Origin of the sequence: Mesorhizobium sp. ESP7-2, from assembly GCF_020164715.1 — a bacterium.
GTDB lineage: Bacteria > Pseudomonadota > Alphaproteobacteria > Rhizobiales > Rhizobiaceae > Mesorhizobium.
Genome location: NZ_JAIUGQ010000022.1, coordinates 25,929 through 40,023 on the forward strand (window position 1 = coordinate 25,929; position 14,095 = coordinate 40,023).

At 63.8% G+C, this 14,095-nt stretch carries 14 protein-coding genes; 1 reads left to right on the forward strand and 13 read right to left on the reverse strand.

The window, feature by feature from the left end:
* Nucleotides 1-22 precede the first annotated feature (22 nt).
* From ftsH to ybgC, 9 genes are all read right to left on the reverse strand, one after another.
* Nucleotides 23-1,951, reverse strand: coding sequence for an ATP-dependent zinc metalloprotease FtsH (ftsH, locus tag LB543_RS20335; protein ID WP_140754739.1), 1,929 nt, complete (start codon nucleotides 1,949-1,951; stop codon nucleotides 23-25).
* Between the two features lie 122 nt (nucleotides 1,952-2,073).
* The gene (gene tilS / locus LB543_RS20340) at nucleotides 2,074-3,441 is read right to left on the reverse strand and encodes a tRNA lysidine(34) synthetase TilS (RefSeq protein WP_224615337.1); all 1,368 of its coding nucleotides are present in this window, start codon (nucleotides 3,439-3,441) and stop codon (nucleotides 2,074-2,076) included.
* Between the two features lie 58 nt (nucleotides 3,442-3,499).
* Nucleotides 3,500-4,591 (reverse strand): tol-pal system protein YbgF, encoded by a 1,092-nt coding sequence (gene ybgF, locus LB543_RS20345; protein ID WP_224615338.1) that lies wholly within the window; start codon nucleotides 4,589-4,591, stop codon nucleotides 3,500-3,502.
* A gap of 180 nt (nucleotides 4,592-4,771) precedes the next feature.
* A complete protein-coding gene (pal, locus tag LB543_RS20350; RefSeq protein ID WP_127279987.1) occupies nucleotides 4,772-5,278 on the reverse strand; it encodes a peptidoglycan-associated lipoprotein Pal in 507 nt (168 codons plus the stop codon).
* Between the two features lie 235 nt (nucleotides 5,279-5,513).
* Complete coding sequence (gene tolB, locus LB543_RS20355) at nucleotides 5,514-6,824, reverse strand: Tol-Pal system beta propeller repeat protein TolB (RefSeq protein WP_140754746.1); 1,311 nt, start codon at nucleotides 6,822-6,824, stop codon at nucleotides 5,514-5,516.
* A gap of 39 nt (nucleotides 6,825-6,863) precedes the next feature.
* Complete coding sequence (locus tag LB543_RS20360) at nucleotides 6,864-8,021, reverse strand: energy transducer TonB (RefSeq protein WP_224615339.1); 1,158 nt, start codon at nucleotides 8,019-8,021, stop codon at nucleotides 6,864-6,866.
* 7 nt (nucleotides 8,022-8,028) lie between these two features.
* Complete coding sequence (gene tolR / locus LB543_RS20365; RefSeq protein WP_027141797.1) at nucleotides 8,029-8,481, reverse strand: protein TolR; 453 nt, start codon at nucleotides 8,479-8,481, stop codon at nucleotides 8,029-8,031.
* Between the two features lie 11 nt (nucleotides 8,482-8,492).
* The gene (gene tolQ, locus LB543_RS20370) at nucleotides 8,493-9,203 is read right to left on the reverse strand and encodes a protein TolQ (RefSeq protein WP_015315267.1); all 711 of its coding nucleotides are present in this window, start codon (nucleotides 9,201-9,203) and stop codon (nucleotides 8,493-8,495) included.
* Nucleotides 9,204-9,462: 259 nt separating this feature from the next.
* Entirely contained in the window at nucleotides 9,463-9,933 is a 471-nt protein-coding gene (ybgC, locus tag LB543_RS20375; RefSeq protein WP_140754750.1) for a tol-pal system-associated acyl-CoA thioesterase, read from the reverse strand.
* Between the two features lie 54 nt (nucleotides 9,934-9,987).
* Between ybgC and LB543_RS20380 the strand changes: the two genes are divergently transcribed.
* The gene (locus LB543_RS20380) at nucleotides 9,988-11,238 is read left to right on the forward strand and encodes a glycoside hydrolase family 5 protein (RefSeq protein ID WP_224615340.1); all 1,251 of its coding nucleotides are present in this window, start codon (nucleotides 9,988-9,990) and stop codon (nucleotides 11,236-11,238) included.
* An 8-nt stretch (nucleotides 11,239-11,246) separates the two neighbouring features.
* On the opposite strand, the gene LB543_RS20385 is transcribed toward LB543_RS20380, so the two are convergent.
* The 4 genes from LB543_RS20385 to LB543_RS20400 form a co-directional block, all read right to left on the reverse strand.
* Nucleotides 11,247-12,143 carry a metallophosphoesterase gene (locus tag LB543_RS20385; protein WP_140754754.1) on the reverse strand — a complete coding sequence of 299 codons (897 nt, stop codon included), beginning with the start codon at nucleotides 12,141-12,143 and terminating at the stop codon, nucleotides 11,247-11,249.
* Between the two features lie 199 nt (nucleotides 12,144-12,342).
* Nucleotides 12,343-13,380 (reverse strand): Holliday junction branch migration DNA helicase RuvB, encoded by a 1,038-nt coding sequence (gene ruvB, locus LB543_RS20390; RefSeq protein WP_224615341.1) that lies wholly within the window; start codon nucleotides 13,378-13,380, stop codon nucleotides 12,343-12,345.
* On the reverse strand, nucleotides 13,377-13,781 hold the full coding sequence (locus tag LB543_RS20395) for a PIN domain-containing protein (RefSeq protein ID WP_224615342.1): 405 nt from the start codon (nucleotides 13,779-13,781) through the stop codon (nucleotides 13,377-13,379). The genes ruvB and LB543_RS20395 overlap by 4 nt, the downstream gene beginning before the upstream one ends.
* On the reverse strand, nucleotides 13,778-14,062 hold the full coding sequence (locus LB543_RS20400) for an AbrB/MazE/SpoVT family DNA-binding domain-containing protein (protein ID WP_224615343.1): 285 nt from the start codon (nucleotides 14,060-14,062) through the stop codon (nucleotides 13,778-13,780). Before LB543_RS20400 ends, LB543_RS20395 begins: the two co-directional genes overlap by 4 nt.
* Nucleotides 14,063-14,095 lie beyond the last annotated feature (33 nt).

A 14,095-nucleotide genomic window follows, 5' to 3' on the forward strand; every position in this document is an offset into this window, starting at 1 on the left:
TGAAACGGTGAACCGCTCTGGTCTAGCCTTGCGGCTGCGGCTCCATGCCGCCTTCGGGCTCGGGACCTTTCTTGCGGCGGCCGCCGGACTTCGGCACGGCCGAGCCACGGCTCGGGGGAGTGTCGTCACCAAGGTCGCGCGCAGGCTTCTCACCCGCGATCAGTTGCTTGATCTCGTCACCCGACAGCGTCTCGTATTCGAGCAGGCCTTGCGCCAGCGCGATCCATTCCTTCTTCTTCTTGGTCAGCACCGACTTCGCCGTCGAATAGGCCTCGTCGATCAGGCGGCGCACTTCGCCGTCGATGATCTGCGCGGTCTCTTCAGAGATGTTCTGCGTGCGCGCCACCGAATGGCCGAGGAACACTTCCTCCTGGTTGTCGCCATAGGCAACATGGCCGAGCTTGTCGGAGAAGCCCCAGCGCGTGACCATGGCGCGCGCCAGCTTGGTCGCCTGCTCGATGTCGGAGGAAGCGCCCGATGTGATGTTCTCCTTGCCGAACTTGAACTCCTCGGCGACGCGGCCGCCCATCATGATGGCGAGGCGCGAGATCATGTATTTGTAGCTCATGGAGTAGCGGTCGCCCTCCGGCAACTGCATGACCATGCCGAGCGCGCGGCCGCGCGGGATGATGGTTGCCTTGTGCAGCGGATCGGCCGACGGCACGTTCAGCGCCAGGATGGCATGGCCGGCCTCGTGATAGGCGGTCAGCTCCTTCTCGGCCTGGGTCATGGCCGACGAACGGCGCTCGGCGCCCATCATGATCTTGTCCTTGGCGTCCTCGAACTCGGCCATGGTGACGAGGCGCTTGTTGCGCCGCGCCGCCATCAGCGCGGATTCGTTGACCAGGTTCATCAGGTCGGCGCCGGAGAAGCCGGGGGTACCACGAGCGACGACCTTGAGGTCGACATTGGGCGCCAGCGGCACGTTGCGCACATGCACCTTGAGGATCTTCTCGCGGCCGACGATGTCGGGGTTCGGCACCACCACCTGGCGGTCGAAACGGCCTGGACGCAGCAATGCCGGATCGAGCACGTCGGGTCGGTTGGTGGCGGCGATCAGGATGATGCTTTCGTTTGACTCGAAGCCGTCCATCTCGACCAGCAGCTGGTTCAGCGTCTGCTCGCGCTCGTCATTGCCACCGCCGAGGCCCGCACCGCGGTGGCGGCCAACGGCGTCGATTTCGTCGATGAAGATGATACAGGGCGCATTCTTCTTGGCCTGGTCGAACATGTCGCGGACGCGGCTGGCGCCGACGCCGACGAACATCTCGACGAAATCCGAGCCCGAAATGGTGAAGAACGGCACGTTGGCTTCGCCGGCGACCGAGCGGGCAAGCAGCGTCTTACCGGTGCCGGGAGGGCCGACCAGCAGCACGCCGCGCGGAATCTTGCCGCCGAGGCGCTGGAACTTCTGCGGATCGCGCAGGAACTCGACGATCTCTTCGAGATCTTCCTTGGCCTCGTCGACGCCGGCGACGTCCTGGAAGGTGACGCGGCCATGCGCCTCGGTCAGGAGCTTGGCCTTCGACTTGCCGAAGCCCATGGCGCGCCCGGAGCCGGACTGCATCTGGCGCATGAAGAATATCCAGACACCAAGGATGAGGATCATCGGCAGCCACGAGATCAGGTAGCCGAACAGCGAATTGGAGCCGTCGGTCTCGGGCCGTGCATTGATGGTGACGTTCTTGTCCTCCAGACGCGAGACCAGCTGGGGATCGCCGGGTGAATAGGTCTGGAAGCCGCTGGAATTGTCGGTGTAGGTGCCGGTGATGCGGGCGCCCGCGATGGTCACCGTCTTGACCCGGCCGGCCGCGACATCCTGCAGGAACTGCGAATAAGGCACATCGCTCGAAGCCCCGCGCGTCTGCGGCGTCTGGAACAGATTGAATAGGGCGATGAGCAGGACCGCTATGATCGCCCAGAGCGCGAGGTTGCGATAGTTCGGATTCATCAATTGTCCCGTTGGCGTCCGCGAGCGGACGGCATCATGAGAGGAAACTTGGGCCTAACATAGGGAGAGCGTCCCCCCTTGCCAAGCAGAACAGCATGTATGGGTTAAGCTTTCACGCAGCATCAACCGGCACTGTGGCCACGCAATGGCAAGGCGGGAAGTGGCGCCGCTCCGATCAACCCGGCGACGGCGCGCGCCGGGGCCAGATCGAAGGACGGCAGGAAGCGGGCAAAGGGAGCAACGACCGGCGAGGCCGCGAACCCTTGCGATGCGGGCCGATCAGGCGCCGGACCAGCCTTCTCGACGGCTTGCAGCAGGGCTGGTTCAGCCGACAATGCCGCGCGCATCAGGCTTGGCGGCGTCTCGCCCCGGTCGACAGCCAGCCGCTTCGCCGCCACTGTCCCGAATGGGGCGATCAACAATGCGCCGTTGGCGTCGTTCAATGTGATTTGGCGGCGCCCGTCCCAGATGGCGGCGTCGACCACTGCCGCTGCCGCCGGCAAGCCCCGCATCTCCCGGCGCAGGAAGATGCCCGCGCGCCTGAAGTCGACCACCGTCCGCGACAATGTGGCGCAAAGAAATCCGGCCTTCAGCCGGGCGAACAGCGCCTCGCTGCGAGCCTGGTCCGGCAGGAAGGCAATCCCGCCCGACGTCGCGAGCAGAATGCGCAGCGCGTAGACGGCCGCCCGGTCGTCGCCGGCGCTGAGCAGGGCCGGGTCGAGCCTGATGAGGCCCGATGCCGGCTGGCTGGCAAAGCGCTCGATCAGACAGGCGGCTTCGGCGCCAAGCCGGGTGCGGGCGTCGGCCTCCTGCGCTGCCAAAGCCAGCGCGTCGGTCATGCGCTGTGCGCCGGCCTCCCCCGCAAGCGTTGCGCGTATGCGCGGCCGCTCGAAGGCTTCATCGGCATTGGTCGGGTCCTCGGCCCAGCCGACCTGTTGGCGCCGCAGGAAATCGCGGAGCGCAGAACGCCGGATGCCAAGAAGCGGTCGCACGATCCAGTCGCGCCACTCATGCAAGGTGGCGGGAGCCATGCCGGCAAGACCCCGTCCCGCGTCGCGGGCTGCATCACCGCGATCGCGCCGCATCAGCACCGTCTCGGCCTGGTCGTCGGATGTATGTCCGGTCACGATCAGGCCGATGCCCTCCGCCCGGGCGGCGCTGGCCAGCAGCCGGTAGCGCGCCTCTCGCGCTGCCGCCGGCAGGCCCGTCGACGGTTTTTCTCCGGACCAGGCCAGGACGCGGTGGGCGATGCCGCGTTCCGCGCAAAGCTTCGCCACGGCCCGCGCCTCATCAGCCGAACCCTGCCGCAAGCCGTGGTCGACCGTCACGGCCAACAGTCTGGCGGACGGTGCGGTTTTATCGAGATGCTGTTTGAGAAGGAGAAGGAGCGCGGTCGAGTCGCTGCCGCCCGATACGGCCGCAACAGCGCCGTTGGAAAAATCGATATGCGAAAAAAGTCTCGTCGAAAGATCAGGCTCGGTGTCGAGCATCAATGCATGTCGCCAAAATGTGGTCCCGGGTTTGGGACTGCGACATCCCAAGGAAAAATCAGCACGCAGCCAAGGCCTTCTCCTGCTTGACGCGTTCCTTGAGTGTGTTGGAAATATCGGGATAGCGCTTGCCGACCTCGCTGAAGGTGGCGCAGGCGACGTCATGCTGCTTGAGGCCGACCAGCGACACGCCGAGCTTCAACAGCATGTCGGGTGCCTTCTTGGCCTTGGGATAGTCCTTGCTGGCGGCGAGGAAGACTTCCGCCGCGTCGCGGTATTTCTGCTGGCCAAGCAGCGATTCCCCCAGCCAGTAATGCGCGTCCGCCGTCTTGGCGTCCTTGGGGAAGCGGGAGATATGGTCGCGGAAACCCTGTTCGGCGGTGCCATAGTCGCCCGACAGGATGAACTGGTAGGAGTTGCGATAGAGCTCTTCGGGATTGTTGGTGGCTGGCAGCGCCGCGACCACCGTGCCGCCGGACTTGCCGGCCTTGGCAGGTGCGCCGGTGGCTGGTGCCGTGTCCTGTGCCGGCGCGGTTGCCTGCGTGTTGCCGCCGGCATCGATCACATTGCCATTCTTGTCGACGGTAATGGAACCAAAGGTCTTTTCGGGCGCTCCCTTGCCGGGGATCACCTTGCCAGGGTCGCCATCGGGTGATTCGACGATGACGTCCTCGACCGTCTTGCCGCCCGTGGATTGATCGCTGCCGGGCGCGGCGCCGGCATCAGCCGGCGCCTGGGTTGCCGGGGCCGAGGCCACGTTGGTGTTGGTTCCGGTGGTGGCATCTGATTTCTTCTGCGCCGGTTGTCCACCTTGCGAGCCGCCTTCCAGCTGCTGGAAGCGGAACTCGTTGTCTTCCTGCTGTTTGCGGATCTGCTCCTGCATCTGCAGGATCTGGAAATTGAGTTCCTCGACCTTGCCGGTCAGCTGCCGCAATTGGTCCTCGAGCCCGGTTACGCCGGCGCCGCTCGACTGCGCGAGCTGGACCTGATCCTGCTTTTTCTTCTCACCGAAAAGGCTGGGCAACTCAAGTGTCGGCAGATGGAAGGAAAAGCCGCTCTCGGTTGATTGCCCGGAACCGCTCGCCAAAGCGGTTACGCCTGATAGGAGCAGCAGCGCAAGCGTGCCGCTCAGAACCGATCTCAAATGCATGTGCCTCTCGCCGTCCAATCATTAGCTTGTTCGCGCCTTCCCAATCGATGTGAGACCAGCCAAGCGCCCTCGGCTCATAGCAGGGCGCGAGACTTCGGCCAAATTTTGTTTCGGGCGTCAGGATGTGAAAAAGGCGGCCCGGAGGCCGCCTTTCGCAGAAGTGTGTTGTATTTTTGCCGATCAGGAACCAGCGCCGCTGAGCGTAGTGACGGCGCGGCGGTTCTGCGACCAGCAGGAGATGTCGTCGCATACGGCGACCGGACGTTCCTTGCCGTAGGAAATCGTCTTGAGGCGGCTGGCCGAAACGCCCTTGGAGACCAGGAAGTCGCGGGTGGCGGCCGCGCGGCGGGCACCGAGCGCCAGATTGTATTCGCGCGTGCCGCGTTCGTCGGCATGGCCTTCGACGACGATGGCATACTGCTTGTACTGGTTCAGCCACTGCGCCTGACGCGAAAGCGTCGTCTGCGCGTCGGCCCGGATCGAGGTCGAGTCCGTATCGAAGAAGATGCGGTCGCCGATGTTGACGGTGAAGTCCTGCGCCGAGCCGGGTGTCGCAGCACCGGCGCCGTTGAGACCAAGATCGGCCGCGTTGTTCGGCGTCTTCTTCGAAGCGCAACCGGCGACGGCGAGCATCGCCACCAGCGCGATCATGACCGGGTTTCTGGTAAGTGCTGCGATACGGCCCATGCCGCCTCTCCTTCGTATTCGAGTGATTTCGTTGATCACCCAGTAACCACGTTTGGGTTAACCGGCATTCAAGAAACATGGTTAAAATTTGGTTTAGGCCGCCCGTCCGCAGCCGTTTCGTCATAAGCCACAGTTGGCGCGGACCCTAGGCGGAAATGCGGCCAAAACGCGACGAAGGCATGGAAAAGGGGCCGAAAACGGCCCCTTTTCAGCTTGTGTGGCAATTCGGTCGAACCTATTCCAGCAACGGCGACCAGGCCGGATCCGAAGCAAAATTCGCGGTCGGGATAGGCTGTTCATTGCGGCCGGTGAGATCGACGGAAACCAGCTTCGGGCCGCCATTGGAGTCGCGGAAGAACATCAGCACGCGGCCGTTCGGCGCCCAGGTCGGGCCTTCCTGCTGGAAGCCGGAGGACAGGATGCGTTCGCCCGAGCCGTCGGTCTTCATGACGCCGATCTGGAATTCGCCGCCGGTCTGCTTGGTGAAGGCGATGAGGTCGCCGCGCGGCGACCACACCGGCGTCGAATAGACGCCGTCGCCGAAGGAAATGCGGGTCTGGCCCGAGCCGTCGGCGCCCATGACGTAGATCTGCGCGCGGCCGCCACGGTCGGAGGTGAACACCACCTTGCTGCCGTCGGGCGAATAGGAGGGCGAGGTGTCGATGGCCGTCGAGTTGGTCAGCCGCGTCGTCGAACGGCTGCGCAGGTCCATGGCGAAGATGTTGGAATTGCCGTCGTCGCGCAGCAGACTCATGATCACCTTCTGGCCGTCTGGCGAGAAGCGCGGCGCAAAGGTCATGCCGGGAAAATTGCCGACCAGTTCGCGCTGCCCGGTCTCGATCTGCAGGAGATAGACCCGCGGCTGGCCGCTTTCATAGGACATGTAGGTGATTTCCTGCCGGTTCGGCGAGAAGCGCGGCGTCAGCACGATCGACCGCCCATCCGAGAGATAGCGGATGTTGGCGCCGTCCTGGTCCATGATGGCGAGGCGCTTCTTGCGCGCGTTCTTGGCGCCCGATTCGTCGATGAAGACGACGCGCGTGTCGAAATAGCCCTTCTCGCCGGTCAGCCGCTCATAGATGGCATCGGCGATGATGTGGGCGACGCGGCGCTGATTGGCGTCGTTGGCGAAGAACTGCTCGCCGGCCATCTGCTGGCCGGCAAAAGTGTCCCACAGCCGGTACTGGGCGCGGATGCGCCCATCTGCTTCCTTGCTGACGCTGCCGGTGACCAGCGCCTGCGCGTTGATCACCTTCCAGTCGTCGAAGCGGGGGGTTGCGTCCGGATTGGCGATCTTCTCGATGAAGGCGCTCTTGTCAATCGGCGCGAACAGGCCGGAGCGCTTGAGATCCGCGGTGACGATCTGGGAAATCTGCGCGCCTAGCGCATCGCCGCCCTGGAAATCCGTGATGGCAATCGGCAGCGGCTCGACATTGCCCTTGTTGACGTTGAGCTCGACGAGCGCCAGCGCCGGCAGCGTTCCGGCAGCGGTCATGCCCATCGCCATCGCGGCAATCATCAGGAGCGGCTTGAGGATTGATTTCATGTCTTCTCGCTTCTCATACTGATTTTCGGATGTCAGGGCCTACAGGCCGAGCATCTCCCTTGGATCGAATGTGACCCGGATGTCGTTCCAGATGTCCTGCTTGCCGGCGGGAACCTGCAAGCCGGCCATGTCGCATTTCTGAACCGCGCGCACCGCACTCTCATCGAACTGCCTGTTGCCGCTCGATGTTTCAACGGACGGACGGCCGTCGAGCTTGCCGGAGTTGTTCAGATTGAAACGAACGACGACGACGAAATTCTCCGAGCCTTCAAGCCCGGCCGGCAAGGTCCAGCAACCGCCGAGCTGGCTTTCCAAGGCGCCCTGCTCCGACTTCGACAGCTTCTGGCCCTGATCCTTGTCGCCGCCGAGCGACGCCTGCTGGGTCGAGCGCTTGGCGCCGCCGCCTGACGGCTTCTGCTTGTCGAGCAGGGCCGAAATTTCGTTGGCGTTGAATTGCTTGTCGTCGGACTTCGGCTTGGACGAGGCTTCCTTGACCGGCTTGTCGGCATTCTTGCGGTCAGGCGCCTTGGCGCTTTCGGCCTGTGCCTGTTGCGGCTTTGGCCGGGCTTCCGGGGCCGGCGCGGAACTCGGCAATTGGGTCTCTTCGGGCGGCGGTTCCTTGGCTATGGCCTCGGCGACGGCATCCGGCTTGACCTCGGGGGTCGGATCGATAGCGGCGGTCTTGTCCTGCGGCGGCGGGGTCGGCGCCGGCTTGGCCGGCGTCGGCTTGGGCTCCGTCTGCTTGACCGGCTCGGGCTTGACCTCTTGCTTGGGCGTCGGCGCTGGCGCCACTTCCGTCGCCGGAATGGGCTTGGGCTTTTCCTGCGGCTTCGGCACGTCCTCGGTCTTCGGGATTTCCTTCGGGGTCGGCGCTGGCGCCGGGGCCGAGGTCGTGTCAACGGGTTTCGGCTTGGCTTCCGGCGTTATCGGCTTGTCGGTGTCGACGCTGTTTTCGCCCACCTTCTGCGTATTTGGCACGATGTCGGGACGCTGCGTCGGCAACGGCGCCGGCTTTTCATGCATCACGGCCTTCTTGTCGCCCTGCAAGGTCTGCGCGATGGCCTCCATCGGCACGATGTCGACCGCGACCGACTCGACGTCGGCGGACGGAAGCGCGGCCGGCGCCGACAGTGTGAACAGGCCGAAGGCCAGCACCGCCGCATGCAAGATCACCGATGTGGTGAGGCCGGTCCTCATCGTGCGTCTATTGATCCTGTTCCTGCAGTGAAACCAGGCCGATGTTCTTGTAGCCAGCGGCCGAGATGCGAGCCATGACCTTCATGGCCGTGCCGTAGTCGGTCGACTTGTCGCCACGAATGAAGATGCGCTCTTCATAACCGGTCTTCGAGATCGCCTGCAGCTTGGCCACCAGCTCCTCGATCGGAATCTCGGTTTCCTGCAGGAATATCTTGCCGGTCGCGTCGATCGAAACGGTGATCGGCTGGGTGTCGGCATTCATCGCCTTGGCCTGCGTGTCCGGCAGGTCGATCGGCACGCCGACCGTCAGCATCGGTGCGGCGACCATGAAGATGATCAAAAGCACGAGCATCACGTCGACCATCGGCGTGACGTTGATCTCCGACATCAACGCATGGTGACGGCCGCGCCGCCGATGGCCGCGCCCGCCGCGCCCTCCCATGCCTACGGACATGCCCATCTCGTTACTCCTCAGGCCTTCGGCGCGACTTTTTCATCGATTTGGCGCGAGAGTATGGCGGAGAACTCGTCGGAGAACCCCTCCATGCGCACCGCGATCTTGCTCGCATCCGATGACAGCTTGTTATAGGCGATGACCGCCGGAATGGCGGCAAGCAGGCCGATGGCCGTCGCCAGCAGCGCTTCGGCGATGCCGGGCGCGACCACCGCGAGGCTGGTGTTCTTGGAGCCGGCGATGGCCTGGAACGACGTCATGATGCCGATGACGGTGCCGAACAGGCCGATGAACGGCGCCGCCGAACCGGTCGTGGCGAGAAAGCCGAGACGCCCCTCCAGCTTTTCCATCTCGCGGGTCAGCGCCAGGTCCATGGCCTTGTCGATGCGGGTCTGCAGGCCGAGTGGCGACTTGGCGCCTTTCTCGAAACTCTTCTTCCATTCGCGCATGGCGGCGACGAAAATGGCGCCCATGCCTGTCGTCTTGCGGTCGGCGAGCGTGCGGTAGAGCTCCTCCAGCGACTGCCCGGACCAGAAAACCTGCTCGAAGCGGTTCAGAGCCAGCCGCATGCGGCCATAGGCGACCAGCTTGTCGACGATGATCGCCCAGGTCCACACCGAGGCGCAGAGCAGCCCGATCATGACCAGCTTGACCACCCAGCTGGCCTGCATGAACAGGGCCCAAATCGACAATTGCGCGCCCGGTTCGGCGAGTGCGATATTTTCCATCGTTACGTCCTTAAGATTTTCCGGGCGAAGCTGGCGGCTGGCCCATGGCATCCCTTGTGGTCGGTTCGCACGAAGCTACCGGACACCCCAAACCGTGCCGTTAGCGGCCTTTTCGGGGCAAATATTGGTGAAAGGAAGGCGCTGGATAACGCCAATCTTCACCAATCTCTTCATGAACCGTTATGGTTAAGGATGGGTTAGTCCATTAGGCGCGGCGCATTGCCGCGCCCGGGCATCGCAGGCCGGCATCACTTGAATCTCAACGTGCCCTAGGCATGAAGGCCGCGACCCATTCCCTGGGGAAGCGTCTCGGCCGGCCGTTCTCGCCGATGATCGCCGCCTCGACCCTGGCCTCGACCAGCACCTCGTCGCCGCGCTTGAGCTGCTGCGCCATGAAGATGCGCGCGCCTGAGATGGTCTCCGTGCGGGTGTCGACGGTCAGTATGTCGTCGATGCGGGCGGGAATGCGGAAGTCGATCTCCATGCGGCGCACCACCCATACGATCTTCTCGCCATGCTTGCCGTCGGCGAGCTCGGTGTGATGCACGCCGGTGAGCCTGAGATAGTCGGAGCGGCCGCGCTCCAGGAATTCGAGATAGCGCGCGTGATAGACGACGCCTGAGAAATCGGTATCGGCATAATAGACCCGCGCCATCAGCCGGTGGCCGAACTCGGTCAGCGCACCGGAAAGCCCGGCCAGCAATGCCGCCGATTCACCATGATCGCCCATTGCGCTTCCCTTTTGGATGCCGACGCGGCAGGTATTTTTTGGCGCATGAACCCGATGGCACTGTTGACGGCGATGATCAAGACCTTGATGGCACTCGTGCTGGCGCTGGCGGCTTCGACACTTTCGTGTGAGGCGGCGACCTTCTCGATGAAGCGCGGTCTCAATCTCGACCAGTGGGTCACCTGGCCCGGCGAGGATCAGTGGGGTGATGCCAATGCCATCCTGCCCTTCCCGGAATGGCGCAAGTTCCTCGAGGAGGCCGACCTCGAGGCGTTGAAGGATGCCGGCTTCGATTTCCTGCGCATGCCCGTCGATCCGTCGCCTTTTCTCTCGAACAAGACAACAGGCCTTCGTGACCAGCTCTATGCCAGCGTGCTGGACTCGGCACGCATGATCAACCACGCCGGGCTGAAGGTGATCGTCGACATGCACCTGATGCCGGCCGGCGGCAGCCGCACGATCGGCATGGGCGAGGTGATGGACGATCCCGCGACCTTCGGGCGCTATGTCGAGATGGTTCGCGGCATGGCCCGCACGCTGGCTGGCGAAGATCCCGAAAAGGTCGCTCTCGAACCGATGAACGAGCCGATCGTCGATTGCGACAGCGACGGCACCAACCTGTGGCCCGACCGCCAGCGCAAGCTGTTCGCGGCGGCGCGTGCCTCGGCGACGAAACTGACGCTGGTCCTGACCGGAGCCTGCTATTCCGCCGCCTCGTCTCTTGAGAAGATCGATCCGAGGGCGATCCCTGACGACAACGTCATCTGGACCTTCCACTCCTACGACCCGTTCCTGCTGACCCACCAGGGCGCGACCTGGGCCGGCGACTTTATCCCTTATGTGACCGGCCTGCCCTATCCGCTGACCGCGGTGCCGAAGGCGCAGCTCGATGTGACGCTTGACACCATCCGCGCCCGTATCAAGGCAGAGGCGCCCTGGGCGCGGCAGAGCGGCCTGCTCGCCTATCTCGACGAGCAGGTCGCCAGCATGGACAGTGCCGACAAGCTGCTTGGCCTGATGGATGCGCCGTTCAAGGCCGTCGAAGCCTGGGCGAAGGTCAACGGCATCAAGCCGGAAGACATCACGCTGGGCGAGTTCGGCATGATCCGCCAGGAATATGGCAATGCCCATGTGATGCCGGCGCGGTACCGTGCCGCCTATGTCAGGGACATGATCGCGCGGTCCGAAGCGCACGGCTTCTCATGGTCGCTGTGGAGCTATGGCGGCGCTTTCGGCGTGGTCGATGCGTTCAATGGCGACAAGGCCGAGCCTGATGTGATGGACGCAATCCGACGTCTGCCCTGAAGTGCCGGTCAGCCGAGGTCGATCTGCAGGATCTCCGGACGCATGCCGAAACGGATGGGCAAATTGCTGAAGCCGAGCCCGCCCGAGACGATCAGGTTACGATCGTCCTCGATGACATGGCCATAGGCGTAGCGATTGCCGAACTGCGACGGCACGATGGGCGAATAGCCGAACAGCCGCACCTGCCCGCCATGGGTGTGTCCCGATAGCGTCAGCGACACACGCCACGGCACATTTGGAAAAATATCCGGTTCGTGCGCCAGCAGGATGACTGGCGCGGCGTCGCTGATCTTGGCCAGCGTGCCGTCGAGATCGTCCAATCCCCTGGCGGGCTCGTGCTTCTTTTTCGGCAACAGCGCCAACTGGTCGGCGAGGCCGGCGATCCATACCCCATGTCCGTCCTTTTCCAGACGCACGGCGTCGTTCTCCAGAACCGGGATACCGACTTTCTCCAGAGCCTTGCGCGCGATCGTCGGGCCGACTTCGGCACGCTGCGCGAAGCCGTCGGCCCACCAGTCGTGATTGCCGAGGATCGACAGCACGCCGAGCGGTGCCTTGAGGCCCGACAGGGCGCCAGCCCATTCCGGCGGCGTCACCCTTTGCGACACCAGGCGCATGCCGGCTATGTAGTCGCCGAGCAGCACGATCAGGTCCGGCTGCAGTGCATTCGCCTCTTCGGCGAGCGAAGCGATCCGCTGCGGCGTCATCCACGGCCGGCAGGCGTGGATATCGGCAAGGGCGACGACGCGAAGCTTCAACCCGGCGGGCCAATGCGGTGGCGTGAGCGCATAGCGCTTCACATGCGTCAGCAGCATCGGCTCGATGCCGATGGCGTACGCACTGAACGAGGCGACCGACAGGAACGATCCGCCGATGAAGCGCAGGAACCCGCGTCTGGTTATCATCAAAGTGGCTCCGACACCTCATTTCGGCATGCGCTGATGCCTGTCGCCCAAAAACGATCTGGATTTGGGAGGATGACATTCATGAGGCAGCGAGCCGATACAATCCAGCAATACGCCGGCAAGCCGGCGAAGATGAGGAGAATTTGCGCAGGCCCGTTCACTGATGCTTGATCGGCGGCGTGAAAAGCCGCTTCGGCGGCTACTCTTCCTGGAACAGATTGATCTGCTGCTGCGCCAGATCCTTCGGCGCGTCGAGGCCGAGATGGCGCCAGGCGTTGGCGGTCAGCATGCGGCCGCGCGGCGTGCGCTGGATGAAGCCCTGCTGGATCAGATAGGGTTCGATAATGTCCTCGATGGCGTCGCGCGGCTCGGACAGGCCCGCCGCGATGGTCTCGATGCCGACCGGCCCGCCGCCGAAATTGCGCGCGATCATGCCGAGATAGCGGCGGTCGAGCGCGTCGAGCCCGAGTGCGTCGACTTCGAGCCGGGTCAAGGCCTCGTCGGCGATCAGGCGGTCGACATGGGCGTCACCGGCGACCGAGGCGAAATCGCGCACGCGCCGCAACAGCCGTCCGGCAATGCGCGGCGTGCCGCGCGCGCGCCGCGCGATCTCGAGCGCGCCGTCGTTGCCGAGCGGCATCTGCAGGATGCGCGCGCCGCGCCGCACGATCTGCTCCAACTCCTCGACCGTGTAGAAGTTGAGCCGCACTGGAATGCCGAAGCGGTCACGCAACGGATTGGTGAGCAGGCCGAGCCGCGTGGTGGCTGCCACCAGGGTGAACCGGGCAAGGTCGATCTTGACCGAGCGCGCCGCCGGTCCCTCGCCGATGATCAGGTCGAGCTGGAAATCCTCCATCGCCGGGTAGAGGATTTCCTCCACTGCCGGGTTGAGCCTGTGGATCTCGTCGATGAACAGCACATCGCCTTCTTCGAGATTGGTCAGCAGCGCCGCGAGATCGCCTGCCTTGGCGATGACCGGCCCGGAGGTGGAGCGGAAATTGACGCCGAGCTCACGCGCCATGATCTGCGCCAGCGTCGTCTTGCCCAGCCCCGGCGGCCCGACGAACAGCACATGGTCGAGCGCCTCCTTGCGGCCCTTGGCGGCCTCGATGAACACTTTGAGATTGGCCCGCACCGCCGCCTGGCCGACAAAATCGTCGAGCGTCTGCGGCCGCAAGGTCTGCTCGGCATCCTCGCCGCGCTTTTCCGGTGCAATGAGACGGGGGGAAAGGCTCATGCCAGCAATTCCATGCTTGCAATGGACCTTGCAGCCCGCAGATCGAAAGTGACTGTGTGGGAACAGCCCGCATTTCGGTTGTGTTCGGCGATGAGCGCATCGGCAAAGTCAACCTGCGGCATGTTGGACCTTTCGAGCGCGATCACGATGGCATCGAAATCCTCGAAAACCAGCGTTCTGATTTTCAACAGTCTTTGGATTGCCGCCAGGACTTGTTCCCTGGGCATCCTGTAGCGAGAAATCAGCGACCAACTGAACTCGACCAGGACGATCAGGCTGACAAAGCCTGGGGCATCCTCACTAAGGCCTTTGCCGAAAGCCAAGGCTCTTGCCCTTTGCTCGGCATCATCGTTCAGCACCATTCGAAGCAGAACGTTCGTATCGATGCCTATCGACGTCACGCGTCGCCCTCATGCCCGCCCTTCGGCGCGTCCCCGACAACATGCCGTCCAACCGCATCCCGAACCGCTGCATCGATTTCCTCGAGCGAAGCCGGGCCGCCGGGCGGATCTCCCAGGAATCCGGCTAGGTCGGCAAAGTCGAGATTGCGTGGCGTTCCGATCAAGTAGCCATCCACTACCGTCCAGGCGATCATGTCACCCGCCTTGAGCGACAGCGCATCCCTGACGTCCTTCGGGATGGTAAGCTGGCCTTTCGATGTCAGGCTTGCGTAAGCACCCATTGTCTTACTTTCTGAGAAATTACTTACAAAGCA

Bases quoted from the DNA above. Each gene is read 5' to 3' on its own strand.
- ftsH (WP_140754739.1), bottom strand. From the start codon at position 1,951: ATGAATCCGAACTATCGCAACCTCGCGCTCTGGGCGATCATAGCGGTC.
- tilS (WP_224615337.1), bottom strand. From the start codon at position 3,441: ATGCTCGACACCGAGCCTGATCTTTCGACGAGACTTTTTTCGCATATC.
- ybgF (WP_224615338.1), bottom strand. From the start codon at position 4,591: ATGCATTTGAGATCGGTTCTGAGCGGCACGCTTGCGCTGCTGCTCCTA.
- pal (WP_127279987.1), bottom strand. From the start codon at position 5,278: ATGGGCCGTATCGCAGCACTTACCAGAAACCCGGTCATGATCGCGCTG.
- tolB (WP_140754746.1), bottom strand. From the start codon at position 6,824: ATGAAATCAATCCTCAAGCCGCTCCTGATGATTGCCGCGATGGCGATG.
- LB543_RS20360 (WP_224615339.1), bottom strand. From the start codon at position 8,021: ATGAGGACCGGCCTCACCACATCGGTGATCTTGCATGCGGCGGTGCTG.
- tolR (WP_027141797.1), bottom strand. From the start codon at position 8,481: ATGGGCATGTCCGTAGGCATGGGAGGGCGCGGCGGGCGCGGCCATCGG.
- tolQ (WP_015315267.1), bottom strand. From the start codon at position 9,203: ATGGAAAATATCGCACTCGCCGAACCGGGCGCGCAATTGTCGATTTGG.
- ybgC (WP_140754750.1), bottom strand. From the start codon at position 9,933: ATGGGCGATCATGGTGAATCGGCGGCATTGCTGGCCGGGCTTTCCGGT.
- LB543_RS20380 (WP_224615340.1), top strand. From the start codon at position 9,988: ATGGCACTGTTGACGGCGATGATCAAGACCTTGATGGCACTCGTGCTG.
- LB543_RS20385 (WP_140754754.1), bottom strand. From the start codon at position 12,143: ATGATAACCAGACGCGGGTTCCTGCGCTTCATCGGCGGATCGTTCCTG.
- ruvB (WP_224615341.1), bottom strand. From the start codon at position 13,380: ATGAGCCTTTCCCCCCGTCTCATTGCACCGGAAAAGCGCGGCGAGGAT.
- LB543_RS20400 (WP_224615343.1), bottom strand. From the start codon at position 14,062: ATGGGTGCTTACGCAAGCCTGACATCGAAAGGCCAGCTTACCATCCCG.